This is a genomic window from Phaeobacter sp. QD34_24, assembly GCF_028890115.1.
GTDB lineage: Bacteria > Pseudomonadota > Alphaproteobacteria > Rhodobacterales > Rhodobacteraceae > Phycobacter.
Genome location: NZ_JARCJD010000022.1, coordinates 37517 through 58034 on the forward strand (window position 1 = coordinate 37517; position 20518 = coordinate 58034).

Consider the following 20518-nt stretch of genomic DNA (forward strand, 5'->3'; position numbering starts at 1 on the left):
GGTATAATATTGCTTAACCTCCCTATGCGAAGGTTGCTGCGTTGGCGACAATTTGATTCGATTTGGAGGAAATGACATGCCCAATGCAGTTCTAAGGTTGCGAGATAATACCGGATTTCCGCTGATGGAAAATCCGTTCTACTTGATGAGCCGCAACAGGCTGTCCATTTCCGAGCAGGATTGGCAGGAGGGTCTGCCCACTGGGCGATCCGGCAACCGCGTTTCCATCGAAACGACGGTTTTCGTGCCCTCCGAAACGCTGAATGAACCCGATGTGGAGACGCCGGTGAGGTTGGAGTTCATCGGCCGGTTCTCCTCTGCGGGCGGCGGTTGGTCCGGTGGTATCAAGAAGCTGCAGTTCTATTTCGATGATGTGCAGGTGGGCACCCTCCGTTTGGGCAGGCATCTGGATATTTCCGAAATCGTGAATGTCACCGACCCTCACAGCATATGGCAGGCCCTGAGCCTGGATGGTTTCAAGGGCGCGCTCACGGCGGAGGATGATTACTTTTCCGCGTCGGAGGGGGCAGATCGCCTGCGGGGCGGTGCAGGGGGAGATACGATCCTGGCCAACGGCGGGGATGACCGTGTGCTTGGCAACAATGGCAGCGATTACCTCTACGGCGGCCGTGGCAACGACCGTTTGGTGGGGGGCAGCGGCAATGACACCCTGGACGGCGGAGATGGTGACGATGTCCTGATCGGCGGCAGCGGTGACGACCATTTTCGGGAGGAACAGTCTGCGGGTCAGGATACCTGGACAGGCGGCGCTGGAGCCGACCGGTTTGAAATCAGCCGTGCCGGAGGTGTGGGTGCGGCCGCCACGGTGACCGATTTTTCCCGCGAAGAAGGCGACCAGATTGATCTGTCCGGCGATGACGCGTTCAGAGAAAGATCCTTTGACGAATTTATCTTTATCGGCACCAGGGCGTTCACGGAAACGGAAGATCGCTATGAAATCCGCATGGAAAACGGTGTGGTCGAAGTCGACAGCGATTGGGATGGCGAGGCCGATCAATCCATTGTCCTGACCGGCCACGACAGTTTCTCGGGCGTGCTCGACTGGTTGATCCTGCCCGAAGGCTTTGAGTTCGGCTAACGGGGCGCCCAAGTTTCCTGGACATCATGATTATGCCCCGAGCCGTGGCCGCCCTGGCTGGGTGCTGTGCTTCGGTGCGGCAGGCCTTCGTGCTGCGCAGGAGACCGAGATCCTTGCCTTGCCCCTACGTCATGCTAGGCTGAAGCTGGTGTATTAATCAGTTTGCATTGGGGGCAGCCATGGCGCGTAGTATTTTAAATCTCTTGTCGAACACAGGGGCACCTTTTCGCGAGAATCCTTTTCATTTGATGGGGCGCGATGCGATCCCGATCACGGGCGAGGATTGGAATGCGGCTGCGCCATCGGGGAACTCCGGCTCCGCGTTTCGACTGCAAACCACCTATGTCGAACCCTCCACCATTGCCGGAGAGCCGGATTTCGAGATGGATGTCACTTTGCGCTTTGTTGGCGCGTTCTCGAAAAATGACGGAGACTGGTCCGGCCCCATTCGCAAGCTACAGGTCTTCGTCGATGGTGAAAAAGTCGGCACCATCAGCCTGCGGGGCAATCTGGCAATCGAGGATGTGTTCGGGGAAACCGATTCTGGCACGATCTGGGATGCCCTCAGCCTTGACGGGTTCAGCGGACGCCTGACCGGAGGATATGATTACTTCTCGGCCTCCAATGGACGGGATGTCTTGAATGCCGGTGGTGGCAACGATGTGATCTTTGGCTTCGAAGGCAACGACCGGATCCTGGGCAAGGGTGGCAATGACATGTTGCACGGCCAAAAGGGAGATGATCGCCTGGTCGGCGGGGCTGGCAATGACACCCTGGATGGCGGGGAACATGACGATGTTCTCTTGGGGGGCGGGGGACAGGATCTGTTCCGTGCAGAGAATGGCTTTGGCCAGGATACCTGGACCGGCGGGCGTGGTGCGGATCGGTTCGAAATCGGTTTCTTCCGAGAGGGTGACCTTGGCGCCACGGTGACGGATTTCAACAGGCGCCAGGGCGATCAGGTTGATCTTTCGCAGGATGAGATCTTCTTTTTCCAGGACTTCGATGAAATCGTCTACATCGGCAGCGACGCCTTCACGGGCACAGAAGGCCGCTATGAAATCCGAATGGAAGACGGCCTTGTCGAGGTGGACAGCAACGGCGACGGGGAAATGGATCAATCCATCCTGCTGGAGGGTCAGGGGAGTTTCACTGGCAATACCAACTGGCTCCTGCTGCCGGATGGCTTTGATTTCGGGTAGCTGGTCCCGGTCGTGTAAGACGATATTGCAATGGGCGGGTAGCAAGGGCTGGCCCAGCCCCCGTTGTATCGCTACACCTGCTGTTCGACCCTTCTGACAGACAGGTATTTCACCATGAGTGATGATCGCAAAAGCCCGTTTCCCGATGCCCAGTCCGACCGCAGCCGTGCCGAGCATATTCCGCAGACGCCGCAGACGCGGTCGCCGTCCTACAAGCTGGCCTTTGCCGACAACGAGTTCATGCTGCGTGACGAGCTGCGCCCGGTGCGGTTGCAGCTGGAACTGCTGAAACCGCAGCTGTTGCTAGATGAAAAGGGGATCGAAAGCACCATCGTCATGTTCGGCGGTGCCCGTATTCCCAGCCCCGAGAACAAGCATCAGGCGCGGACCCAGACCCTGGCGGATCTGTCGCATTTCTATGACGAGGCGCGGGAATTTGCCCGGCTGATGACGCAGAAATCGCTGGAGTCGTCCTGCCAACACAATGTCGTCGTCACCGGCGGCGGTCCCGGCGTGATGGAGGCGGGCAACCTGGGCGCCGTTGACGCGGGTGGGCATTCCATCGGTCTGGGCATCGTGCTGCCGCATGAGCAGGCGCCCAACAGCTATGTGACCCCCGATCTCAGCTTCAACTTCCACTATTTCGCGGTGCGCAAGATGCATTTCCTGATGCGCGCGCGCGCGATCACCGTCTTCCCCGGTGGGTTTGGCACATTGGATGAGCTGTTCGAAAGCCTCACCCTGATCCAGACGGGTCGGATGGAGCGGGTGCCCTTCATCCTGTTCGGTCGCGCCTTCTGGGAAAAGATCATCAACTGGGAGGCCCTGGCCGATGCCGGGACCATCTCCGATCAGGATCTCGACCTGTTCCGTTTCGTGGAGACCGCGCAGGAGGCGGTGGAGATCATCGAAAACTGGGAGCCAGCCCCCGCCCGCGAGACCCTACCGGACCGGGATATTTAAAAAAACTCAGGCGGCAGAACGCCCACGGGCACATTCTTGGGCAGACGGGTCAGCACCTGTTCGCCCTCGACCGTCTTGATGGCGTAGCCATAGCCACGCAGGCGGAATTGCCATTCGCGGGCGCTCAGCGCCTTTTCACGCTCGTCGCGGATCAGGGTCAGAACGCCCGGTTCGATCTCGTTGTGGTTGGCGGCGTGGTCGATGTCCTGTTGCATATCGATTCCCTTCTAAAATCCGATTGTTCTCGGAATAGAAACTGTTCCGGGCAAATGGCGAAATTGCACCGGAACAAGGGAAAGAATGGGGCGGCAAGGCTGGATTGTGTCGGAATTCGGCCCGAGCCGAAGACCCGAGCCGAACAAAACCCTCAGGACGACAGCCCGGTTTCGGCCTCGATCTGCTTGCGGCTCTTGCGGGCGCGTTCGGTGGCGGATTTCAGCTGACCACAGGCCGCCAGGATATCCTCGCCGCGCGGGGTGCGGATCGGTGACGCATAGCCCGCCTGGTAGATGATATTGGCAAAGGCGTGAATGCGGTTGTTGGACGAGCGTTTGTAGGGCGCGCCGGGCCATTCGTTGAAGGGGATCAGGTTCACCTTGGCCGGGATGCCCTTGATCAACTCGACCAGACGATGCGCGTCTTCGTCGCTGTCATTCACGTCCTTCAGCATCACGTATTCAAAGGTGATGCGTTCGGAGTTGGTCAGGCGCGGATAGTCGCGCAGCGCATTGAGCAGCGCCTCGATGTTCCAGCGCTTGTTGATCGGCACCAGTTTGTTGCGCACCTCGTCGGTGGTGGCGTGGAAGGAGACCGCCAGCAGGCAGCCGATTTCCTCGGCGGTGCGGGCGATTTCCGGCACCACGCCCGACGTGGACAGGGTGATCCGGCGGCGCGACAGGGAAATCCCCTCGGGGTCCATGGCGATCTTCATCGCATCGCGCACGTTGTCGAAATTATACAGCGGCTCGCCCATGCCCATCAGCACGATATTGGACAGAAGGCGGGTTTCGTCTTTCGGCTCCCCCGGGACCGGCCATTCCTCCAGATCGTCGCGTGCCATCATCACCTGGCCGACGATTTCGGCGGCGGTCAGGTTGCGGACCAGCTTCTGGGTGCCGGTGTGGCAGAAGGAGCAGGTCAGCGTGCAGCCCACCTGGCTGGAGATACAGAGCGTGCCGCGCCCCTCTTCGGGGATATAGACCACCTCGACCTCATGCCCGCCCGCGATGCGCACCAGGTACTTGCGGGTGCCATCCGAGGAGACCTGCTTGCTGACCACCTCGGGGATGGCGATCTCGAAATGCTCGGCCAGTTGCGCGCGATAGGCCTTGGCGAGGTTGGTCATCTCGTCAAAGTCGCGCTTGCCCCATTGGTAGATCCACTGCCAGATCTGACCGACCCGCATCTTGGCCTGCTTTTCCGGTGTGCCATGTTCGATCAGCACCGCGCGCATCTGGTCGCGGGTGAGACCCACAAGATTGATCTTGCCGCCCTCGGGCAGTTTGCGGGGCAGGGTCAGGACGTCTTGGGTGATCGGCGCATTGGCGGTCATGGCGGGCGACTCACGGTTTAGGGGCAGGATGCGGCTCTATATAGGAGTTTGCCCGAAGATCAAAAGATTTCCTGCCCGCTCAGATCTGAAGCGGTCAGTCCGGGTCGCGCATCAAAAACCCCGACACCAGATGGAGCCGGGGCGATCTGCACGACGTTGGCAGCTTTGCACGTTACTGGGCGCAGCGTTTCTCTGCGTCCTCGAAGGCGGCGGTGAAGCCCAGCAGCGAGAAACTGTCCTTGGTCTGGGTGCCGCGGGCCGAACGGGCGGTCAGAACCGCATCTGCGCCGCGTTTCATCGCGGTGATGATCTTGGCGTCATCCGCAGGAGTGGCGGGCCAGGCCCATTCGCCCTCGGTGAAAAGTTCGAATTCGGCGTCGCCAATGACCATGTTCACGGTCGATCCCGGCGCAAACGGATAGCCGCCGGTAAAGCTGACCTGCCCCTTGTCGCTGTCATCGGGGCGGAACAGCACGAAAAGCTGGATGTCGCTGCGGCGCACGGCCACGACACGGCCGTCACGGGTATTCACGGTTTCCTTGGGCGCGGACACGCCCCAGCATTCCTTGGGGTTGTCGGCCTGAAAGACGCTCCAATCCACATTGGCGCCAACCCGGTTGTCTGTTGTTGCTTGCTGTGCCTGCGCGCTGGTGCTGGCCATTGCCGCCATACACAGGCCCGCAGCCAAGCGGACGAGTTTCGATGCCATTTGTCCCGACTCCAAGACTGTCATAACCTCAATTTCAAGTGGCAGCTTTGGGGGTTTGGCAGCGTTGAACCGCCGTCTTTGCCCGCATTGCCTCGCTTGCCATACAGAAGCACAGTAACGTAACAATCACCACGAGCGAAAGTGCGTTTTGGCAGGATTTCGCCAAGAAACGAGGCTGATATCATGACGAAACCGGTTCCCATGGCTGAAGTGTGGCGCGGATCTTTGCTGGAAAGCTTGCATCTGGGGCATGGCGTGGTCTGCGACGCAAAGGGTCAGATTGTGCGCAGCTGGGGCGATCCGGATGCGGTGATCTACCCGCGCAGCTCTGCCAAGATGATCCAGGCGCTGCCGCTGATGACATCCGGCGCTGCGGCCAAATACGGGCTGAGCTCGCAGCAGCTAGCGCTGGCCTGTGCCTCCCACAATGGCGCGCATATCCATACAGATCGGGTCAACGCCTGGCTGGGGCAGTTGGGTCTTGCGGACGGCGATTTCCGCTGTGGCCCGCAGGAGCCCGCCGACATCCCGGCGCGCAACGAATTGATCAAGACGGATCAGTCCCCCTGTCAGGTGCACAACAACTGCTCGGGCAAACATGCGGGGTTCCTGACGCTTAGCCAGCATCTGGGGGCAGGACCTGAATATGTCGAGATCGACCACCCGGTGCAGCAGGCCTGTCTTGCGGCCTTTGAAGAGGTGACGGGGATGGACAGCCCCACCTATGGGGTCGACGGCTGCTCGGCGCCGAATTTTGCGACCTCGGTGCACGGGCTGGCGCGGGCGATGGGCTGGTTTGCATCGGCGCATACGCGTTCGGACCGGGCGTCGGACGGCGCGGCGCAGCTGGTCGCGGCCATGGCCAAGCACCCAGAGCTGGTCGCCGGTGAAACACGCGCCTGCACCAACCTGATGCGCGCCATGGGCGGGCGCGTGGCGATCAAGACGGGCGCCGAAGCCGTGTTCGTGGCGATCCTGCCGGAACAGCAGCTGGGCGTGGCGCTGAAGATCGTCGATGGGGCAACCCGGGCCAGTGAATGCGCGATTGCGACTATTCTGGTCGGGCTGGGCGTGCTGGAGGCCGATCACCCCGAGACCCGCAAATACATGAACGCACCGCTGCTCAATCGGCGCAATGTTGACTGCGGCGCGATCCGTCCGGCCTCCGAGTTGATCTTCTGAGCGACAGGGTGTGAGAACAGGGTTTGAGGTCGGGCGCTCCCGCCCGTCGGCGGTCTTTTGAAAAAGACCCCCTCCCGTTGGGCGTGGCGCCGCGCGCTGCGCGGCGCTGGGCCCAAGGCTGCCAAGGGGTGACGGCCCCCGGGCCGACGCACCTGCAGGCGCGGGAGTACGCCCGTCTGGATCGAAAGGTCTGGGCCTATAGCATGTCGAGGATCAGTTTCGCGGCCAGCGCCACGGAGGTCAGAACAAGAAGCGGCTTGATCAGCCGCGCGCCGACCTTCAGGGCCATGAGGGCGCCCAGCCTGGCCCCCGCGATCTGGGCAACGCCCATTGCAAGCCCCGTGATCCACCAGGGTGTGGCGACAAAGGCAAAGGCCGCCAGGGCGCCCGCGTTTGATGCCAGGTTCAACAGCTTCGTATGGGCGGTCGCTTTCAGGATCCCGTATCCGGCCAGCGATACGAAGGCCAGCATGTAAAAACTCCCCGCCCCTGGTCCCAATAGCCCGTCATAGGCGGCGCAGAGCGGCACCATGGTGCCTGCAAACAGCGCAGGCGACAGGCGGCGGGCGCGGTCCAGATCGCCGAGCCCCTTCTTGGTTGCAAAGAAGATGGCAATCCCGATCAGCAGAACGGGCAGGATCACCCGGATCCATTCCACCGGTAGCACCGAGACCAGCAGCGCCCCCAGGATCGAGGCGGCAAAGGCGATCAGGGCCGAGCCCCACTGGCTGCGCAGATCCACATGGCCCCCACGGGCATAGGACAGGGCCGCCGTGGCGGCGCCGAACAACCCTTGGATCTTGTTGGTTGCAAGCGCGGTCACCGGGTTGGCCCCGGCGATCAGCAGCACTGGCACGGTGATCAAGCCACCGCCGCCTGCAATCGCATCGATGAAGCCGGCGACAAAGCCCGCCGCCATTAGCAGCAGCAGGATGTCCGGGGTGACCTCCACCCCAAGCAGGAATTCCGGCACTTTGATCAGCCTTTGAAGTCGTCCTGGCCGTAGCCCTGAACGAACAGAAGCGCGGTCAGATCGCCGTGGTTGATACGGATGTCGCACTCTGCCGCGACCGAGGGTTTGGCATGCAGCGCAACCCCTGCGCCTGCCCGTGTGAGCATGCCCAGATCGTTGGCGCCATCGCCGACGGCAATGACCTCGGCCTCGGAAATTCCCAGCCGCGCGGTGATTTCCTCCAACGCATTGACCTTGGCTTCGCGGCCCAGGATCGGACGCGCCACATCACCGGTCAGCGTGCCGTCCGCCACCAGCAGCGTGTTGGCGCGGTTCTCGTCAAAGCCCAGCTCGGCGGCGACCTTGGCGGTGAAGGCTGTAAAACCGCCCGAGACCAGCGCAGCATAGGCGCCATTGGCCTTCATCGTTGCCAGCAGCTGCTTGCCGCCCGGCATCAGGGAAATACGGGTGTTCAGCACCTCTGTGATCATGCCCTCGGGCAGGCCCTTCAACAGAGCGACGCGCTCGGTCAGGGCGCCTTCGAAGTCCAACTCGCCGTTCATGGCGCGGGCGGTGATGTCCTTCACGCGTTCGCCAACACCTGCGACCTCGGCCAGTTCATCAATGCATTCCTGCTGGATCATGGTGGAATCCATATCCGCCAGCAGCATCTTCTTGCGGCGGCCTTGCGTAGCTTGGATCACCAGGTCGACCTTCATCTGTTGAAGATCCTCCCAGACCTCCCACTGGTTGTCGGGCAGGGTGTCCAGGGCAAATTCGGCGGCAACGTCAGGGGCCAGCCACTGTGCCTCGGTGCCACCCCAGGCATTGCGCAGGGAGTCGACCAGCGTCGGCTCAAGGCAGGGGGTCGCAGGGTTGCAAAGCAGGGTGACGGTATACATGGGCAGGCTCCAAGGTGGGAGAAGGCAGGTCTTGGGCCTCTCATAGCGATGCCCGGCCATGGGGACCAGTCCCTGCGGCGAAAGGCGCTTGATTGCTGCCCGTGGTCGCCGCTCTGGTCAGATCCTGCCGTTTTCGGACATCATCACCGCGATCCAGCGCGTGGTCGGGATCTCTGCCAGGATGATCATCACCATGGCGGTCAGCGGCACCGCCAGGATGGCGCCGGTCATTCCCCAAAGCTCGGTCCAGAGCGCCAGCGCCAGCAGCACCGAGAAGGGGCTGAGGTTCACCGACTGGCCGAGGTATTTCGGCTCCATGTAGTAGCCGATGATCATCTGCGGGGTCATCAGCGCCACCAGCGCCAGCGCCGCATGGCCGAAGGAGCCGAACTGGATCAGGCTGATCGTCACCGGGAAAAACACGGCGATGATCGAGCCGATATAGGGGATGTAATTCAAAAGCCCGATCAGGATCGCCCAGAAGGCCGGATGGGCAATCCCCAGCGCAAGCAGGATCGCATAGGAGATGAGGCCAAGGATGACATTGACCAGCGTCTTGGCGGCAAGATAGCCGCCGATCTTGTCGTTGATCTTGCGCGCCAGCTCCAGCGTGTGCGCGGCGTCTTCGGGGTCGCGCATGGCCATCAGGGTCTTCTCCGGCAGCCGATCCAGTTCCGTGAGGATGAAGACAGCATAAAGCGCCGCACCCACAATCAGGGTGCCGCCGTTGCTGATGGTGGCGAGCATGGCAGGCATCAGAGTGGTGGCGTCAATGAGGTCCAGCAGGCTTTCGCCCAGATTGGCCCAGCTCGGCACCTCGTCGACACCCAGATAGGTCAGCAATTCGTGCTGCAGCTTGTCCAGATTGGCGGCATAGGTTGGCAGGGCTGCAGAAATCGCCGTGGCACTTGCGGTGATAAAGGAGGCCAGCACCATGAAGGCGGCCAGGATCGCCAAGAGCACCAGCAGCCGCCGTGCTGTGCGGGGCAGGTGGCCGATGATCGGCACACCGGACAGAACTTCGGCGGCGGTGGTCAGGATGTAGACCGCGATGATGGCGATCAGGATCGGCAGCAGGATGGCCTGCCCGGCGGTCAGCAGCCAGCCCACCATCAGCAACAGGGCAAGGGAATAGGTGACCAGGGCCAGTCTGCTCATGTCTGAGGTCCGATTCGATTCACATCCGAAACCAGACAACAGCATTGCCCCCGATGCTGCAACGAAACAGCAGGATTGATCCAGAAATGGTCTCCCAAGTTTCCGAAAGGCGCCAAGCGGGGTCGCAATTACGCGCCAGATCGCCGCAATCTGTCGTTTTCCGTATTGCGCGATGCGGCGGCGCAGCGTAATGCCGTCCGTGGGACACCCCTCCCCAACGAGGGGCATTTATCTGGAAGGATAGCATAAATGGCTAACCAGCAACCGGCTACGCGGCCGGCCAATCCGCGTTTTTCCTCTGGCCCCTGTGCCAAACCCCCCACATTCGATCTGACCAAACTCGCAGATGCGCCTCTGGGCCGCTCGCACCGTGCCGCTGTCGGCAAGGACAAGCTGAAGGCGGCCATCGAAGGCACCCGCGAAGTTCTGGGGATCCCCGCCGACTACAAGATCGGCATCGTGCCCGCCTCGGACACCGGTGCCATTGAAATGGCCATGTGGAGCCTTTTGGGCGCCCGCGGCGTTGAAATGCTGGCCTGGGAAAGCTTCGGCTCCGGCTGGGTCACCGATGTTGTGAAACAGCTGAAACTGGATGCCGTTTCCAAGACCGCAGAATATGGCGAGATCGTCGATTTGGCCTCGGTCGATTTTGCCAATGACGTGGTCTTCACCTGGAACGGCACCACCTCGGGCGTGCGCGTCCCCAATGGCGACTGGATCCCGGCGGACCGCGAAGGCCTGACGCTCTGCGACGCCACCTCGGCGGCCTTTGCGCAGGACCTGCCCTGGGACAAGCTGGATGTGACCACCTTCTCCTGGCAGAAGGTGCTGGGCGGTGAAGCGGCCCACGGCATGCTGATCCTGTCTCCGCGTGCAGTTGAGCGCCTGGAAAGCTACACGCCCGCGTGGCCGCTGCCCAAGATCTTCCGCCTGACCAAGGGCGGCAAGCTGATCGACGGGATCTTCTCCGGTGCGACCATCAACACGCCCTCCATGCTGGCGGTCGAGGACTACCTGTTTGCGCTGGACTGGGCGCGCTCGGTTGGCGGTCTCGAAGGCCTGCAGGCCCGCGCCAATGCCAATGCGCAGGCGGTGTTCGACTTCTGCGAAGCCAACGACTGGATTGCCAACCTGGCTGTGGATGCAGCGACGCGGTCTAACACCTCGGTCTGCCTGAAGTTCACCGATGACCGCATCAAGGACGGCGCTGCCTTTGCCAAGGCCGTGGCCAAGCGTCTGGAAGCGGAAAACATCGCGCTGGACATCGGCGCCTATCGCGACGCGCCTGCCGGTCTGCGGATCTGGTGTGGTGGCACGGTCGAGACCTCCGACGTCGAGGCGATGCTGCCCTGGCTTGCCTGGGCCTTTGAGGCCGAGATCGCCGCGCAAGGCTGATCAAGTGACTTCGCCCGGCGGCACCGCCGGGCAGCGCCCGACCCTCCCCCAGGAGGGCGCTTTGCACCCACCAGGGTCGGACGCTTCCCTCGTTCAAAATTGACGGCCTTTCCAAAGGCCCCCGCACAAAGGACCACCAGACATGGCCCCCAAAGTACTCATTTCCGACAAACTCTCCGAAGCCGCCGTTCAGATCTTCCGCGATCGCGGCATCGAGGTCGACTTCCAGCCCGACCTTGGCAAGGACAAGGACAAGCTGGCCGAGGTGATTGGCAACTACGACGGTCTTGCCATCCGCTCGGCCACCAAGGTCACCGAGAAGATCCTCGAGAACGCCACCAACCTGAAGGTGATTGGTCGCGCCGGCATCGGCACCGACAATGTCGACAAGGAAGCCGCGTCGAAAAAAGGCGTGATCGTGATGAACACGCCCTTCGGCAACATGATCACCACCGCTGAACACGCCATCGCGATGATGTTCGCCGTGGCGCGTCAGATCCCCGAGGCATCGGCCTCCACCCACGCGGGCAAGTGGGAAAAGTCCAAGTTCATGGGCGTCGAGCTCACCGGCAAGACCCTGGGCGTGATCGGTGCCGGCAACATCGGCGGCATCGTCTGCGACCGTGCCCGTGGCCTGAAGATGAAGGTCGTCGCCTATGACCCCTTCCTCGGCCAGGAGAAGGCCGACAAGATGGGTGTCGAGAAGGTCGAGCTGGACGAGCTGCTCGCCCGCGCCGACTTCATTACCCTGCACGTGCCGTTGACCGACCAGACCAAGAACATCCTGTCGGCAGAAAACCTCGCCAAGACCAAGAAAGGCGTGCGCATCATCAACTGTGCCCGCGGCGGCCTGGTCGATGAAGAGGCGCTGGCAGAGGCGCTGAAATCCGGCCATGTCGCCGGTGCGGCCTTCGACGTCTTCTCGGAAGAGCCTGCGAAGGAGAACGTGCTGTTCAACCTGCCCAACGTGGTCTGCACCCCGCACCTGGGCGCCGCCACCACCGAGGCGCAGGAAAACGTCGCCCTGCAGGTGGCCGAGCAGATGGCGAACTACCTGCTGACCGGCGCGGTCGAGAACGCGCTGAACATGCCGTCGGTGACTGCAGAAGAAGCCAAGGTCATGGGCCCGTGGATCAAACTGTCCGAGCATCTGGGTGCCTTCATTGGCCAGATGACCGATGATGAGCCGATCAAGGCGATCAACATCCTCTATGATGGCTGCGCGGCCGAGATGAATCTGGAGGCGCTGAACTGCTCGCTGATCGCCGGGATCATGAAGTCGATCAACCCGGATGTGAACATGGTCTCGGCCCCGATGATCGCCAAGGAGCGCGGCATCAAGGTATCGACCACCAACCAGGAACAGTCCGGTGCCTTTGAAGGCTACGTGAAGGTGACCGTCGCGACCCCGACGCGCGAACGCTCCATCGCGGGTACCGTGTTCTCGGACGGCAAGCCGCGTTTCATCCAGATCAAGGGCATCAACATCGACGCCGAAGTGGGTGAGCACATGCTCTACACCACCAACAACGACGTGCCGGGCATCATCGGCACCCTGGGTAAGACCATGGGCGATCATGGCGTCAACATCGCGAACTTTACCCTGGGCCGCGCCGTGGCCGGCGGTGAAGCGATCGCGCTGCTGTACGTCGACGGTCTGGTCCCCGCCGAGGCCCGCGCCAAGCTGGCGGAAACCGGTCTCTTCAACCAGATCAAGCCGCTTGAGTTCGACGTGAACTGATCTGCGCGATCAAGCCAAGACTTAGGAAGCCGCCCTTGCAAAGGGGCGGCTTTTTCCGTTCAGGCTGGATATCAGCCGCGCGTCCGGGCGCGCAGCACCACGATCAGGAACACCACCATGCCCGCCAGGGTCAGGACCGAGCCGAGCTTGGCCAGAACGTCATTCTGGCCCGAGATTGCCATTGCGATGCCCGGAACGATCACGCCTAGACCGGCAACGGACAATCCGAAATGCAGTTTTGGCAGTACACCCTCGGCTGCCTCCGGCACCAGGTGGTAGAAAAAGCCGAAGATCGCAAAGCTGACCCAGCCGATGAGATTGAGATGCCCATGCGCTGGGGACAGGCCGTGATCGCCGGACGCGGCCATGTGAATCCCCCATGCCATGCCGCCAAGTGCCGAAATGACTGCGATCAAAAAGAAAGCCGATGATAGTCCCTTCATTGGTCAGTTCCCCCCTGTTGAACTCGTTATCCTTGGCTGTCACATCGTTTCCGTGCCGCTGGAATACCGGTCTTGAGTGCGACAGTTCGAAGCAGTGTGGCCGGATTTTCGGCTGTAATCCAGTTTTTCCGAGCGCCTGGGCCCCTTGTGATGCGGGCGGGCATGGGTCATCTATTCTGCATTGCAACCAAGGAGATACCTCATGACCGCGCCGATCTACGCCATTGGAGACATCCACGGACAGCGCGAGATGCTGGAACAGGCGCTGGAGCGGATCGTGGCGGATGGCGGCCCTGACGCGCAGGTGGTGTTCCTGGGGGACTACGTGGATCGTGGCCCCGATTGCCGGGGTGTCCTGGATCTCTTGATCGAGGGCCAGGCGGCGGGCAGGAACTGGACCTGCCTGATGGGCAACCATGACCGCATGTTCTCGATGTTCGTGGAGGAGTACCCGCGCAACGATGCCCGGCTGCTGGTCGGCTATCACTGGCTGCACGACAAGATCGGCGGGGTGGAGACGCTGGCCTCTTATGGCGTGGAGGTGCCGGAGGGCGCGCGCATCCACGAAGTGCATGCCGAGGCGCGCGGTGCTGTGCCCGAAAACCACCGCGACTTTCTGCAGGGCCTGCCCAGCCATCACGAGGCGGACGGGCTATTGTTCGTTCACGCAGGCATTCGACCTGGGCTGCCGCTGGCCGAGCAGAGCGAGGATGACAAGATCTGGATCCGCCAAGAGTTTCTGAACGATCGCCGTCGCCATCCCTGGCTGGTGGTGCATGGTCACACCCATGTCCCACAAGCCGAACATCGCGGCAATCGCGTCAATCTTGACAGCGGCGCGGGCTTTGGCCACCCCCTGACGGCAGCCGTCTTTGAGGGCAAGGACTGCTGGGTGCTGAGCGATGAGGGGCGCAAAAGGCTAGGTCCGAGCTAACCTAATTAGATGTTCATTTTGCGCACAACAGGCCACTTTCTTTTCGCATCATTAAGGGAAGCATGCTAGATTGTGAATGTGGCTGGTGACCATTTTGCCAGCGTTATTCTGTTTTTCTTCTCGGTTCTGGGATGATGTGTTTCGGTGCCAGCCACACTCAAATCCTCCACCTGATAGCACCTCATGCGCCCCTTGGTGCGCTTCTGAATTCCCTTGAATGCCAATGTTTTATGGTGTTTTCGGCTCATGAAGACTGACTGGGATCCGGCACGTTCCAATCCAGGATGACCTTGCCGCAATGCCCTGATTTCATTGCTTCAAATCCCATTTTGAAACTTTTTATTCCGAATCGGTGCGTGATGATTTTTTGGACATCCAGACCGTTCTGAAGCATGGCGATCATCTTGTACCAGGTTTCAAAAATCTCACGCCCGTAGACCCCTTTCAGAGTGATCGCCTTGAAGACGATGCGGCTCCAATCGACCGGGGACTTGCCGGGCGGGATGCCCAGAAGCGCGATCTTGCCGCCCATCACCAGGGCCTCCACCATCTGATCCAGCGCGGCCTGATTGCCGGACATTTCCAGCCCGACGTCGAACCCCTGGCGCATGCCCAGCTCCGCGATCACGTCTTGCAGGTCTTCCTTGGCCACATTCACGGGGCGCACATCTGCGACCTGCTCTGCCAGCGCCAGCCGGTCCGGGTTCACGTCGGTGATCGCCACATGGCGCGCGCCCACGTGCCGTGCCACGGCCGCGGCCATGATGCCGATGGGGCCCGCGCCGGTGATCAGCACGTCCTCTCCGACCAGATCAAAGCTGAGCGCCGTGTGCACTGCATTGCCCAGGGGGTCGAGGATCGCGCCGATCTCATCCGGGATGTCGTCGGGCAGGGGCACCACGTTGAAGGCGGGCAGGCGCAGGTACTGGGCAAAGGCCCCCTGTTCGTTGACACCGATACCGCGGGTTTCGGGGTCCAGGTGGAATTTTCCGGCCCGCCATTGGCGCGAATGGTGGCCGATCAGGTGACCCTCGCCTGAGCAGCGCTGGCCGATCGTCAGATCCGTCACGTTCCGGCCCAGCTCTACAATCTCGCCTGCGAATTCGTGGCCCGTGATCAGGGGCACCGGCACCGTGCGCTGCGCCCAGCCGTCCCAGTTCCAGATGTGCAGGTCGGTGCCGCAGATCCCGGTCATGTTGACCTTGATCAGCACATCATCGGGGCCGATCTCCGGCACCGGCGCCTGCACCATCCACAGGCCTTCTTCGGGCCTGGATTTCTCCAGGGCGATCATCGTGTTTGCACCTGTGTGGCTCATCATCAGCCCTCCCATAGCGGGGTGGAAAGATATTTGAGGCCGCTGTCGCAGATCACGATGGCCACGGTGCCGCCCTTTTCCGGGCCTCGCAGCAGCTGGATCGCGGCAGCAAGGTTGGCGCCCGAGGAATAGCCGCCAAAGATGCCTTCGCGCCGGGCCAGCAAGCGGGCATGGGTCTCGGCCTCTTCTCCTGAAACGGAAAGATACCCGGCTAGCGGGATGTCTTTCAGATGCGCCAGATCCGCCATCACATAGCCGCCACCCTGGATCGGGTGTTCGGGGCGGGTCACTGCGCATCCGGCCAGGGCTTCTGCGCCTGTCGGCTCCACCGCATAAGAACGCACGCCTTGTCCAGCGAAGAACCGCGCCGCGCCGCCCAGGGTGCCGCCCGATCCCGCAAAATCGCAAAAGGCGGTGACGGTGCCGCCGGATTGTTGCCAGATCTCGGGCGCGGTGCCGCTGGCATGGGCGGCCGGGTTGCCCGGGTGGGCGAATTGATCGGCGCGAAAGGCCTCCCGGTCCTTGGTCAGGCGCTGGGCTGCTTCCTCCACCAATGCCAGATCGGCGCCCGAAACCTCGCCCGCACGGCTGCCTGCCGCCTGCGGCACGATCACCACCTCGGCGCCGAGGGCGCGCATCATCCGGGCGCGTTCCACGGAATTGCCCGCGCTCATCACTGCCACGAAGGGATGGCCCAGCACCCCGCAGACGATGGCAAGCCCGGTGCCCATGTTGCCCGAGGTCAGCTCGACCACGGTTTGCCCCTCAGAAAGGGAGCCATCGGCCCGCGCGGCCTCGATGATGGCGCGGGCTGCGCGGTCCTTCTTTGAGAAGCCGGGCATCAGGTAGTCCAGCTTGGCGAGGATGCGCCCTTCAAGGCCTAGATCCGCCGTCAGGCGCGACAGTTCAACCAGCGGCGTGTTACCGATGGCATCGATGACCGAGGGAAGAGGGTGGCTCATTGGATCACCCCCAGCGATTTGCCCACCTTGCCAAAGGCGGTGAGGGCACGTTCCAGCTCGTCCCGCGTCAGGGCCGCGTTCATCTGGGTGCGGATGCGCGCCTGTCCACGCGGTACGACGGGGAAGAAGAAGCCCGAGACATAGACCCCTTCGTCAAAGAGCTGCGCCGCCATATCCTGAGCCAACTGTGCCTCGCCCAGCATGATTGGCACGATGGGATGCTCGCCCGGCAACAGATCAAAGCCGAGGCTTTCCAGCCCTGCGCGCCAGAATCTTGTGTTCTCGAACAGGCGCGCGCGCAGTTCTGCGCCCTCTTCCACAAGGCGCAGCGCCTCGATCCCGGCGGCAACGATGGAGGGCGGCAGCGAATTGGAGAACAGATAGGGCCGCGCCCGCTGCCGCAGGAGGTCGATCACTGGCTGCGGCCCGGCGATGTAACCGCCGATGGCCCCCCCAAGTGCTTTGCCCAATGTTCCCGTCAGGATGTCCACATCGACGCCGAAATGATCCGGCGTGCCCGCGCCATTTGGCCCCATGAAGCCCGTGGCGTGGCAATCGTCCACCATGACCACGGCATCGTATTTGTCCGCCAGCGCACGGATCTCGGGCAGCTTGGCCAGGTAGCCATCCATCGAGAAGACGCCATCTGTGGCGATCATGATATGGCGCGCACCGTCCTCGCGGGCCTGTTTCAGCCAGGCCTCCAGATCGTCCATGTCGCTGTTGAGGTATCGATAGCGTTTCGCCTTGCAAAGGCGCACCCCGTCGATGATCGAGGCATGGTTGAGGCTGTCGGAAATGATCGCATCCTCTGGCCCCAACAGCGGTTCGAACAGCCCGCCGTTTGCATCGAAACAGGCGGCAAAGAGGATGGCGTCATCCTTGTCCAGGAACTTGGCCAGCTTCTGCTCCAGTTCGCGATGGATGTCCTGGGTGCCGCAGATGAACCGGACCGAGGCCATGCCGAACCCCTTGCCCTCCATCACGCCCTGCGCCGCGGCGATCAGATCGGGATGATCCGCCAGGCCAAGGTAGTTGTTGGCACAAAGGTTGATCACCTCATGACCGCCCACCGTGATCTCTCCCCCCTGCGGGGAGGTGATCATTCGCTCTTTCTTGTACAGACCATCGGCCTTGATGCTGTCCAGGGTGTTGGAAATATCGGTCAAAAAGGCAGATGCCATGGTGGGATTCCTTCTGCGATCAGATGAAATCTATCATAACGGAGGTGTTTCCGAAATAGGGGAATTCATCATTGCGGAAAAATATCCGTAAAACCGGATTAGAAGGTTGGGGAAACCGCGTGCCTGCCATATGCGCGACAGGTCATGCAGATTTAGCCCGCGGGTTAGAAATCAACCGTTCTTGACGATCAAAAACACCCGGGCCGCGCCACCTTCTGCGGTGATCTTATGGGGAATGTCGGCGGCGTAGCGGGCTGTGTCCCCGCCGTGCAGGCGCATATGGGCGCCGCCGGATGTGACGCTGATATCGCCCTCCAGCACTGTCAGATGCTCTGCCGTGCCGCGCCCATGAGGCTGGCTGTCCAGGGTACCGCCTGCGTCGAATGCGATGTCGTAGACCTCGTGCCCGCCAGCATCCTCGGGCGGGGAGAGGATGCGGATCCGGCAGCCCTGACCCATGTTGTCGATGGTGGGCACATCGCCTGCGCGCAAGACCTCGATCCGATCCGCCTTGTCACCGGAATCCAGCAAGCCCGCAAAATCCACCTGCAGCGCACGGGTGAGGTTCCACAGGGTGGCAATGGTGGGGCTGCTCTCGCCGCGTTCGATCTGGCTCACCATGGAGCGAGAAACCCCCGACAGATGCGCCACCGCTTCCAGGCTAAGACCCTTGGCGCGGCGGGCCTCTTTCAGGCGCGCGGGCAGCAGTGTCAGGATATCGTCTGTTTTGTCCGACATAACGGAAGCCTGCGCCCGATGTAGAAAAATGTCAATGACGGCACGTTTGGCAAGACAGCGGATGCTGCATCTGCATAATGCGCGCAACTGACTCGTGAGGAGAGAGAAAATGACAGATATCGTGATCCTGGATGGTGCCCGCACCGCCATCGGCACCTTCGGCGGCGCGCTGGCCAATACCGCGCCCATCGATCTGGCGACCGCAGCGTCCAAAGCGGCGATGGAGCGTTCTGGCGTGGCGCCGGAACAGATTGGCCATGTGGTCTTTGGCCATGTGATCAACACCGAACCGCGCGATATGTACCTGTCCCGCGTGGCGGCGATGCAGGCGGGTGTGCCCAATGGCACCCCGGCGATGAACGTGAACCGGCTTTGTGGCTCGGGCGCGCAGGCGATCGTCTCGGGCATCCAGTCGCTGATGCTAGGCGATGCGGATTTCGCGCTGACCGGCGGCGCCGAGAACATGTCGCGCAGCCCCTTCATCATGCAGCAGCAGCGCTGGGGCGCGAAGATGGGCGATGTGAAATCGCTCGACATGATGCTGGGCGCGCTGAACTGCCCCTTTGGCACCGGCCACATGGGCGTGACGGCTGAAAACGTCGCGGACGAACACGACATCACCCGTGAGCAGATGGATGAATTCTCGCTCGCCAGCCAGACCCGCGCGGCGGCGGCGATCGAGGCCGGGTACTTCGCCAGCCAGATCGTACCGGTCGAGGTGAAGGTCAAGCGTGACATGGTGCCATTCGAGGTGGATGAACACCCCAAGGCGACCTCGCTGGATGCGCTGGCGGGGCTGCGTCCGGTGTTCCAGAAGGATGGTCGCGTGACCGCGGGCAACGCCTCGGGCATCAACGATGGCGCGGCGGCGATTGTTCTGGCACGGGCCGAGGCGGCTGAAAAGGCGGGTCTGAAGCCCAAGGCACGTGTGGTGGGCTATGCCCACGCCGGTGTGCGGCCCGAGGTGATGGGCATCGGCCCGGTTCCCGCGGTGCAGAACCTCTTGAAGAAGACCGGCCTCAAGGCCAGCGATTTCGACGTGATCGAATCGAACGAGGCTTTTGCCGCCCAAGCGTTGGCGGTGAACAAGGAGCTGGGTCTGGACCCCGCGAAAGTGAACCCGAACGGCGGCGCCATCGCGCTGGGACACCCGGTGGGCGCAACCGGCGCCATCATCACCATCAAGACTCTGTACGAGTTGGAGCGCACCGGCGGCAAGCTGGGCCTCATCACCATGTGCATCGGCGGCGGTCAGGGCATTGCCATGGCGATCGAACGCCTCTGATCCATCACAGACAGCGCGCGTGGCACTCCCGCGCGCGCTCGGGATCCGGCGGCTGCGCCGCCGCACGCCTTGCGCCCTTGGGCCCGGCTCGACGCCAAAGGCGTCGAGCCGGGCCCAAGGGGATGCAGACCTCCGAAAGGAGGGCAAATCCGCGCGGGAGAGCTGGTTTGTTGTTTCAAGGGAGTATCTGCAAATCGTGTTGGTCCGGTTCGAGCCCGTGATTGATCAATTATGCGCTCGGTGTGGATGTCAGCTATACTCGCATGGAAATATCGGTGGTTCTAAGGTTGAAGAGGGAACAATGGCCAAGCAGACCGAGTATCTGATCATCCGGTACGCAAGCGACGGCAACATTTTGAAGCAATTGCGCGCTCCCAAAAGTGTTAATCTGCGTCTTTGTCTGGAGAGGCTAATATGCCAAGATTTAGATGATGACGCCGTGATCAGCTCTTGCCTTCGATCAAACTCCAAGCGTTTCTATGATCCTTTTCAAGTAATTGACATGCGCGAGGAGCATCGTCGTGAACAAGCTCGTGATGGGTTGGTCGCTGACCCGGAGACTATGGATCCGATAGGGGTCTATAATCGCGCGAGGGACGCTCAAATTCCGCTCGGAAAGACACTAATGATGGCTGGGGTAAATCATGATTATTTTGTTGAAGAGGTGGAGGTCTGACAAAAGCGGTTGGTGAAGCGAGAGACGCGAACGGAAGCAAAGTCCGGAGGCTGTGTGGAAACTGGCTGGTGTTGCCCAGCTTTCCCCGAGTTTGGGTCTTGGAGCGTGATTTGCCAATCGGTT

The 20518-nt window shown here is 61.7% G+C and carries 20 protein-coding genes; 9 read left to right on the forward strand and 11 right to left on the reverse strand.

The annotated features are described in order from the left end of the window. The first annotated feature begins 76 nt into the window (after nucleotides 1–76). The 3 genes from PXK07_RS15940 (at nucleotide 77) to PXK07_RS15950 (ending at nucleotide 3264) form a co-directional block, all read left to right on the forward strand. On the forward strand, nucleotides 77–1099 hold the full coding sequence (locus PXK07_RS15940; protein ID WP_274849361.1) for a calcium-binding protein: 1023 nt from the start codon (nucleotides 77–79) through the stop codon (nucleotides 1097–1099). Nucleotides 1100–1347: 248 nt separating this feature from the next. Further along, entirely contained in the window at nucleotides 1348–2301 is a 954-nt protein-coding gene (locus tag PXK07_RS15945) for a calcium-binding protein (protein ID WP_274849362.1), read from the forward strand. Between the two features lie 114 nt (nucleotides 2302–2415). Further along, entirely contained in the window at nucleotides 2416–3264 is an 849-nt protein-coding gene (locus PXK07_RS15950; protein WP_274849363.1) for an LOG family protein, read from the forward strand. On the opposite strand, the gene PXK07_RS15955 is transcribed toward PXK07_RS15950, so the two are convergent. The 3 genes from PXK07_RS15955 to PXK07_RS15965 form a co-directional block, all read right to left on the reverse strand. Further along, nucleotides 3261–3479, reverse strand: a complete 219-nt coding sequence (locus PXK07_RS15955) for a hypothetical protein (protein WP_274849364.1) — start codon at nucleotides 3477–3479, stop codon at nucleotides 3261–3263. The two genes, PXK07_RS15950 and PXK07_RS15955, sit on opposite strands and share 4 nt — an antisense overlap. A gap of 152 nt (nucleotides 3480–3631) precedes the next feature. Beyond that, nucleotides 3632–4816 carry a 23S rRNA (adenine(2503)-C(2))-methyltransferase RlmN gene (gene rlmN / locus PXK07_RS15960; RefSeq protein ID WP_274849365.1) on the reverse strand — a complete coding sequence of 395 codons (1185 nt, stop codon included), beginning with the start codon at nucleotides 4814–4816 and terminating at the stop codon, nucleotides 3632–3634. A 172-nt stretch (nucleotides 4817–4988) separates the two neighbouring features. Next, on the reverse strand, nucleotides 4989–5525 hold the full coding sequence (locus PXK07_RS15965; protein ID WP_274849366.1) for an invasion associated locus B family protein: 537 nt from the start codon (nucleotides 5523–5525) through the stop codon (nucleotides 4989–4991). Nucleotides 5526–5708: 183 nt separating this feature from the next. On the opposite strand from PXK07_RS15965, the gene PXK07_RS15970 reads away from it, so the two are divergent. Next, nucleotides 5709–6707, forward strand: a complete 999-nt coding sequence (locus tag PXK07_RS15970; protein ID WP_274849367.1) for an asparaginase — start codon at nucleotides 5709–5711, stop codon at nucleotides 6705–6707. A gap of 196 nt (nucleotides 6708–6903) precedes the next feature. Here the strand turns inward: PXK07_RS15970 and PXK07_RS15975 are convergent, their stop codons facing one another. The 3 genes from PXK07_RS15975 to PXK07_RS15985 all read right to left on the reverse strand — a co-directional run bounded on the left by PXK07_RS15975 (nucleotide 6904) and on the right by PXK07_RS15985 (nucleotide 9719). Beyond that, nucleotides 6904–7626, reverse strand: a complete 723-nt coding sequence (locus tag PXK07_RS15975) for a TSUP family transporter (RefSeq protein ID WP_274849380.1) — start codon at nucleotides 7624–7626, stop codon at nucleotides 6904–6906. A gap of 59 nt (nucleotides 7627–7685) precedes the next feature. Beyond that, a complete protein-coding gene (gene serB, locus PXK07_RS15980; protein WP_274849368.1) occupies nucleotides 7686–8561 on the reverse strand; it encodes a phosphoserine phosphatase SerB in 876 nt (291 codons plus the stop codon). A 117-nt stretch (nucleotides 8562–8678) separates the two neighbouring features. Beyond that, a complete protein-coding gene (locus PXK07_RS15985; protein WP_274849369.1) occupies nucleotides 8679–9719 on the reverse strand; it encodes an AI-2E family transporter in 1041 nt (346 codons plus the stop codon). A gap of 249 nt (nucleotides 9720–9968) precedes the next feature. Between PXK07_RS15985 and PXK07_RS15990 the strand changes: the two genes are divergently transcribed. Together PXK07_RS15990 and serA are read left to right on the forward strand one after the other, a co-directional pair. After that, entirely contained in the window at nucleotides 9969–11114 is a 1146-nt protein-coding gene (locus PXK07_RS15990) for a phosphoserine transaminase (protein WP_274849370.1), read from the forward strand. A 142-nt stretch (nucleotides 11115–11256) separates the two neighbouring features. Then, nucleotides 11257–12855 (forward strand): phosphoglycerate dehydrogenase, encoded by a 1599-nt coding sequence (gene serA / locus PXK07_RS15995; RefSeq protein ID WP_274849371.1) that lies wholly within the window; start codon nucleotides 11257–11259, stop codon nucleotides 12853–12855. Nucleotides 12856–12926: 71 nt separating this feature from the next. On the opposite strand, the gene PXK07_RS16000 is transcribed toward serA, so the two are convergent. Continuing rightward, a complete protein-coding gene (locus PXK07_RS16000) occupies nucleotides 12927–13223 on the reverse strand; it encodes a hypothetical protein (protein ID WP_342455883.1) in 297 nt (98 codons plus the stop codon). Between the two features lie 277 nt (nucleotides 13224–13500). Between PXK07_RS16000 and PXK07_RS16005 the strand changes: the two genes are divergently transcribed. Further along, on the forward strand, nucleotides 13501–14232 hold the full coding sequence (locus PXK07_RS16005) for a metallophosphoesterase family protein (RefSeq protein WP_274849373.1): 732 nt from the start codon (nucleotides 13501–13503) through the stop codon (nucleotides 14230–14232). Nucleotides 14233–14476: 244 nt separating this feature from the next. Here the strand turns inward: PXK07_RS16005 and tdh are convergent, their stop codons facing one another. The 4 genes from tdh to PXK07_RS16025 form a co-directional block, all read right to left on the reverse strand. Continuing rightward, complete coding sequence (gene tdh / locus PXK07_RS16010; RefSeq protein WP_274849381.1) at nucleotides 14477–15526, reverse strand: L-threonine 3-dehydrogenase; 1050 nt, start codon at nucleotides 15524–15526, stop codon at nucleotides 14477–14479. A 26-nt stretch (nucleotides 15527–15552) separates the two neighbouring features. After that, nucleotides 15553–16512 carry a PLP-dependent cysteine synthase family protein gene (locus PXK07_RS16015; protein WP_274849374.1) on the reverse strand — a complete coding sequence of 320 codons (960 nt, stop codon included), beginning with the start codon at nucleotides 16510–16512 and terminating at the stop codon, nucleotides 15553–15555. Further along, complete coding sequence (locus PXK07_RS16020) at nucleotides 16509–17696, reverse strand: glycine C-acetyltransferase (protein ID WP_274849375.1); 1188 nt, start codon at nucleotides 17694–17696, stop codon at nucleotides 16509–16511. Before PXK07_RS16020 ends, PXK07_RS16015 begins: the two co-directional genes overlap by 4 nt. A 171-nt stretch (nucleotides 17697–17867) precedes the next feature. After that, the gene (locus PXK07_RS16025; protein WP_274849376.1) at nucleotides 17868–18434 is read right to left on the reverse strand and encodes a helix-turn-helix domain-containing protein; all 567 of its coding nucleotides are present in this window, start codon (nucleotides 18432–18434) and stop codon (nucleotides 17868–17870) included. Nucleotides 18435–18543: 109 nt separating this feature from the next. Here PXK07_RS16025 and PXK07_RS16030 point away from each other — a divergent pair, with 109 nt between their 5' ends. Further along, nucleotides 18544–19719 carry an acetyl-CoA C-acyltransferase family protein gene (locus tag PXK07_RS16030; protein WP_274849377.1) on the forward strand — a complete coding sequence of 392 codons (1176 nt, stop codon included), beginning with the start codon at nucleotides 18544–18546 and terminating at the stop codon, nucleotides 19717–19719. 301 nt (nucleotides 19720–20020) lie between these two features. Beyond that, a complete protein-coding gene (locus tag PXK07_RS16035) occupies nucleotides 20021–20395 on the forward strand; it encodes a hypothetical protein (RefSeq protein WP_274849378.1) in 375 nt (124 codons plus the stop codon). Nucleotides 20396–20518: the final 123 nt, after the last annotated feature.

Bases quoted from the DNA above. Each gene is read 5' to 3' on its own strand.
- PXK07_RS15940 (WP_274849361.1), top strand. From the start codon at position 77: ATGCCCAATGCAGTTCTAAGGTTGCGAGATAATACCGGATTTCCGCTG.
- PXK07_RS15945 (WP_274849362.1), top strand. From the start codon at position 1,348: ATGGGGCGCGATGCGATCCCGATCACGGGCGAGGATTGGAATGCGGCT.
- PXK07_RS15950 (WP_274849363.1), top strand. From the start codon at position 2,416: ATGAGTGATGATCGCAAAAGCCCGTTTCCCGATGCCCAGTCCGACCGC.
- PXK07_RS15955 (WP_274849364.1), bottom strand. From the start codon at position 3,479: ATGCAACAGGACATCGACCACGCCGCCAACCACAACGAGATCGAACCG.
- rlmN (WP_274849365.1), bottom strand. From the start codon at position 4,816: ATGACCGCCAATGCGCCGATCACCCAAGACGTCCTGACCCTGCCCCGC.
- PXK07_RS15965 (WP_274849366.1), bottom strand. From the start codon at position 5,525: ATGGCATCGAAACTCGTCCGCTTGGCTGCGGGCCTGTGTATGGCGGCA.
- PXK07_RS15970 (WP_274849367.1), top strand. From the start codon at position 5,709: ATGACGAAACCGGTTCCCATGGCTGAAGTGTGGCGCGGATCTTTGCTG.
- PXK07_RS15975 (WP_274849380.1), bottom strand. From the start codon at position 7,626: ATGGCGGCGGGCTTTGTCGCCGGCTTCATCGATGCGATTGCAGGCGGC.
- serB (WP_274849368.1), bottom strand. From the start codon at position 8,561: ATGTATACCGTCACCCTGCTTTGCAACCCTGCGACCCCCTGCCTTGAG.
- PXK07_RS15985 (WP_274849369.1), bottom strand. From the start codon at position 9,719: ATGAGCAGACTGGCCCTGGTCACCTATTCCCTTGCCCTGTTGCTGATG.
- PXK07_RS15990 (WP_274849370.1), top strand. From the start codon at position 9,969: ATGGCTAACCAGCAACCGGCTACGCGGCCGGCCAATCCGCGTTTTTCC.
- serA (WP_274849371.1), top strand. From the start codon at position 11,257: ATGGCCCCCAAAGTACTCATTTCCGACAAACTCTCCGAAGCCGCCGTT.
- PXK07_RS16000 (WP_342455883.1), bottom strand. From the start codon at position 13,223: ATGGCCGCGTCCGGCGATCACGGCCTGTCCCCAGCGCATGGGCATCTC.
- PXK07_RS16005 (WP_274849373.1), top strand. From the start codon at position 13,501: ATGACCGCGCCGATCTACGCCATTGGAGACATCCACGGACAGCGCGAG.
- tdh (WP_274849381.1), bottom strand. From the start codon at position 15,526: ATGATCGCCCTGGAGAAATCCAGGCCCGAAGAAGGCCTGTGGATGGTG.
- PXK07_RS16015 (WP_274849374.1), bottom strand. From the start codon at position 16,512: ATGAGCCACCCTCTTCCCTCGGTCATCGATGCCATCGGTAACACGCCG.
- PXK07_RS16020 (WP_274849375.1), bottom strand. From the start codon at position 17,696: ATGGCATCTGCCTTTTTGACCGATATTTCCAACACCCTGGACAGCATC.
- PXK07_RS16025 (WP_274849376.1), bottom strand. From the start codon at position 18,434: ATGTCGGACAAAACAGACGATATCCTGACACTGCTGCCCGCGCGCCTG.
- PXK07_RS16030 (WP_274849377.1), top strand. From the start codon at position 18,544: ATGACAGATATCGTGATCCTGGATGGTGCCCGCACCGCCATCGGCACC.
- PXK07_RS16035 (WP_274849378.1), top strand. From the start codon at position 20,021: ATGGCCAAGCAGACCGAGTATCTGATCATCCGGTACGCAAGCGACGGC.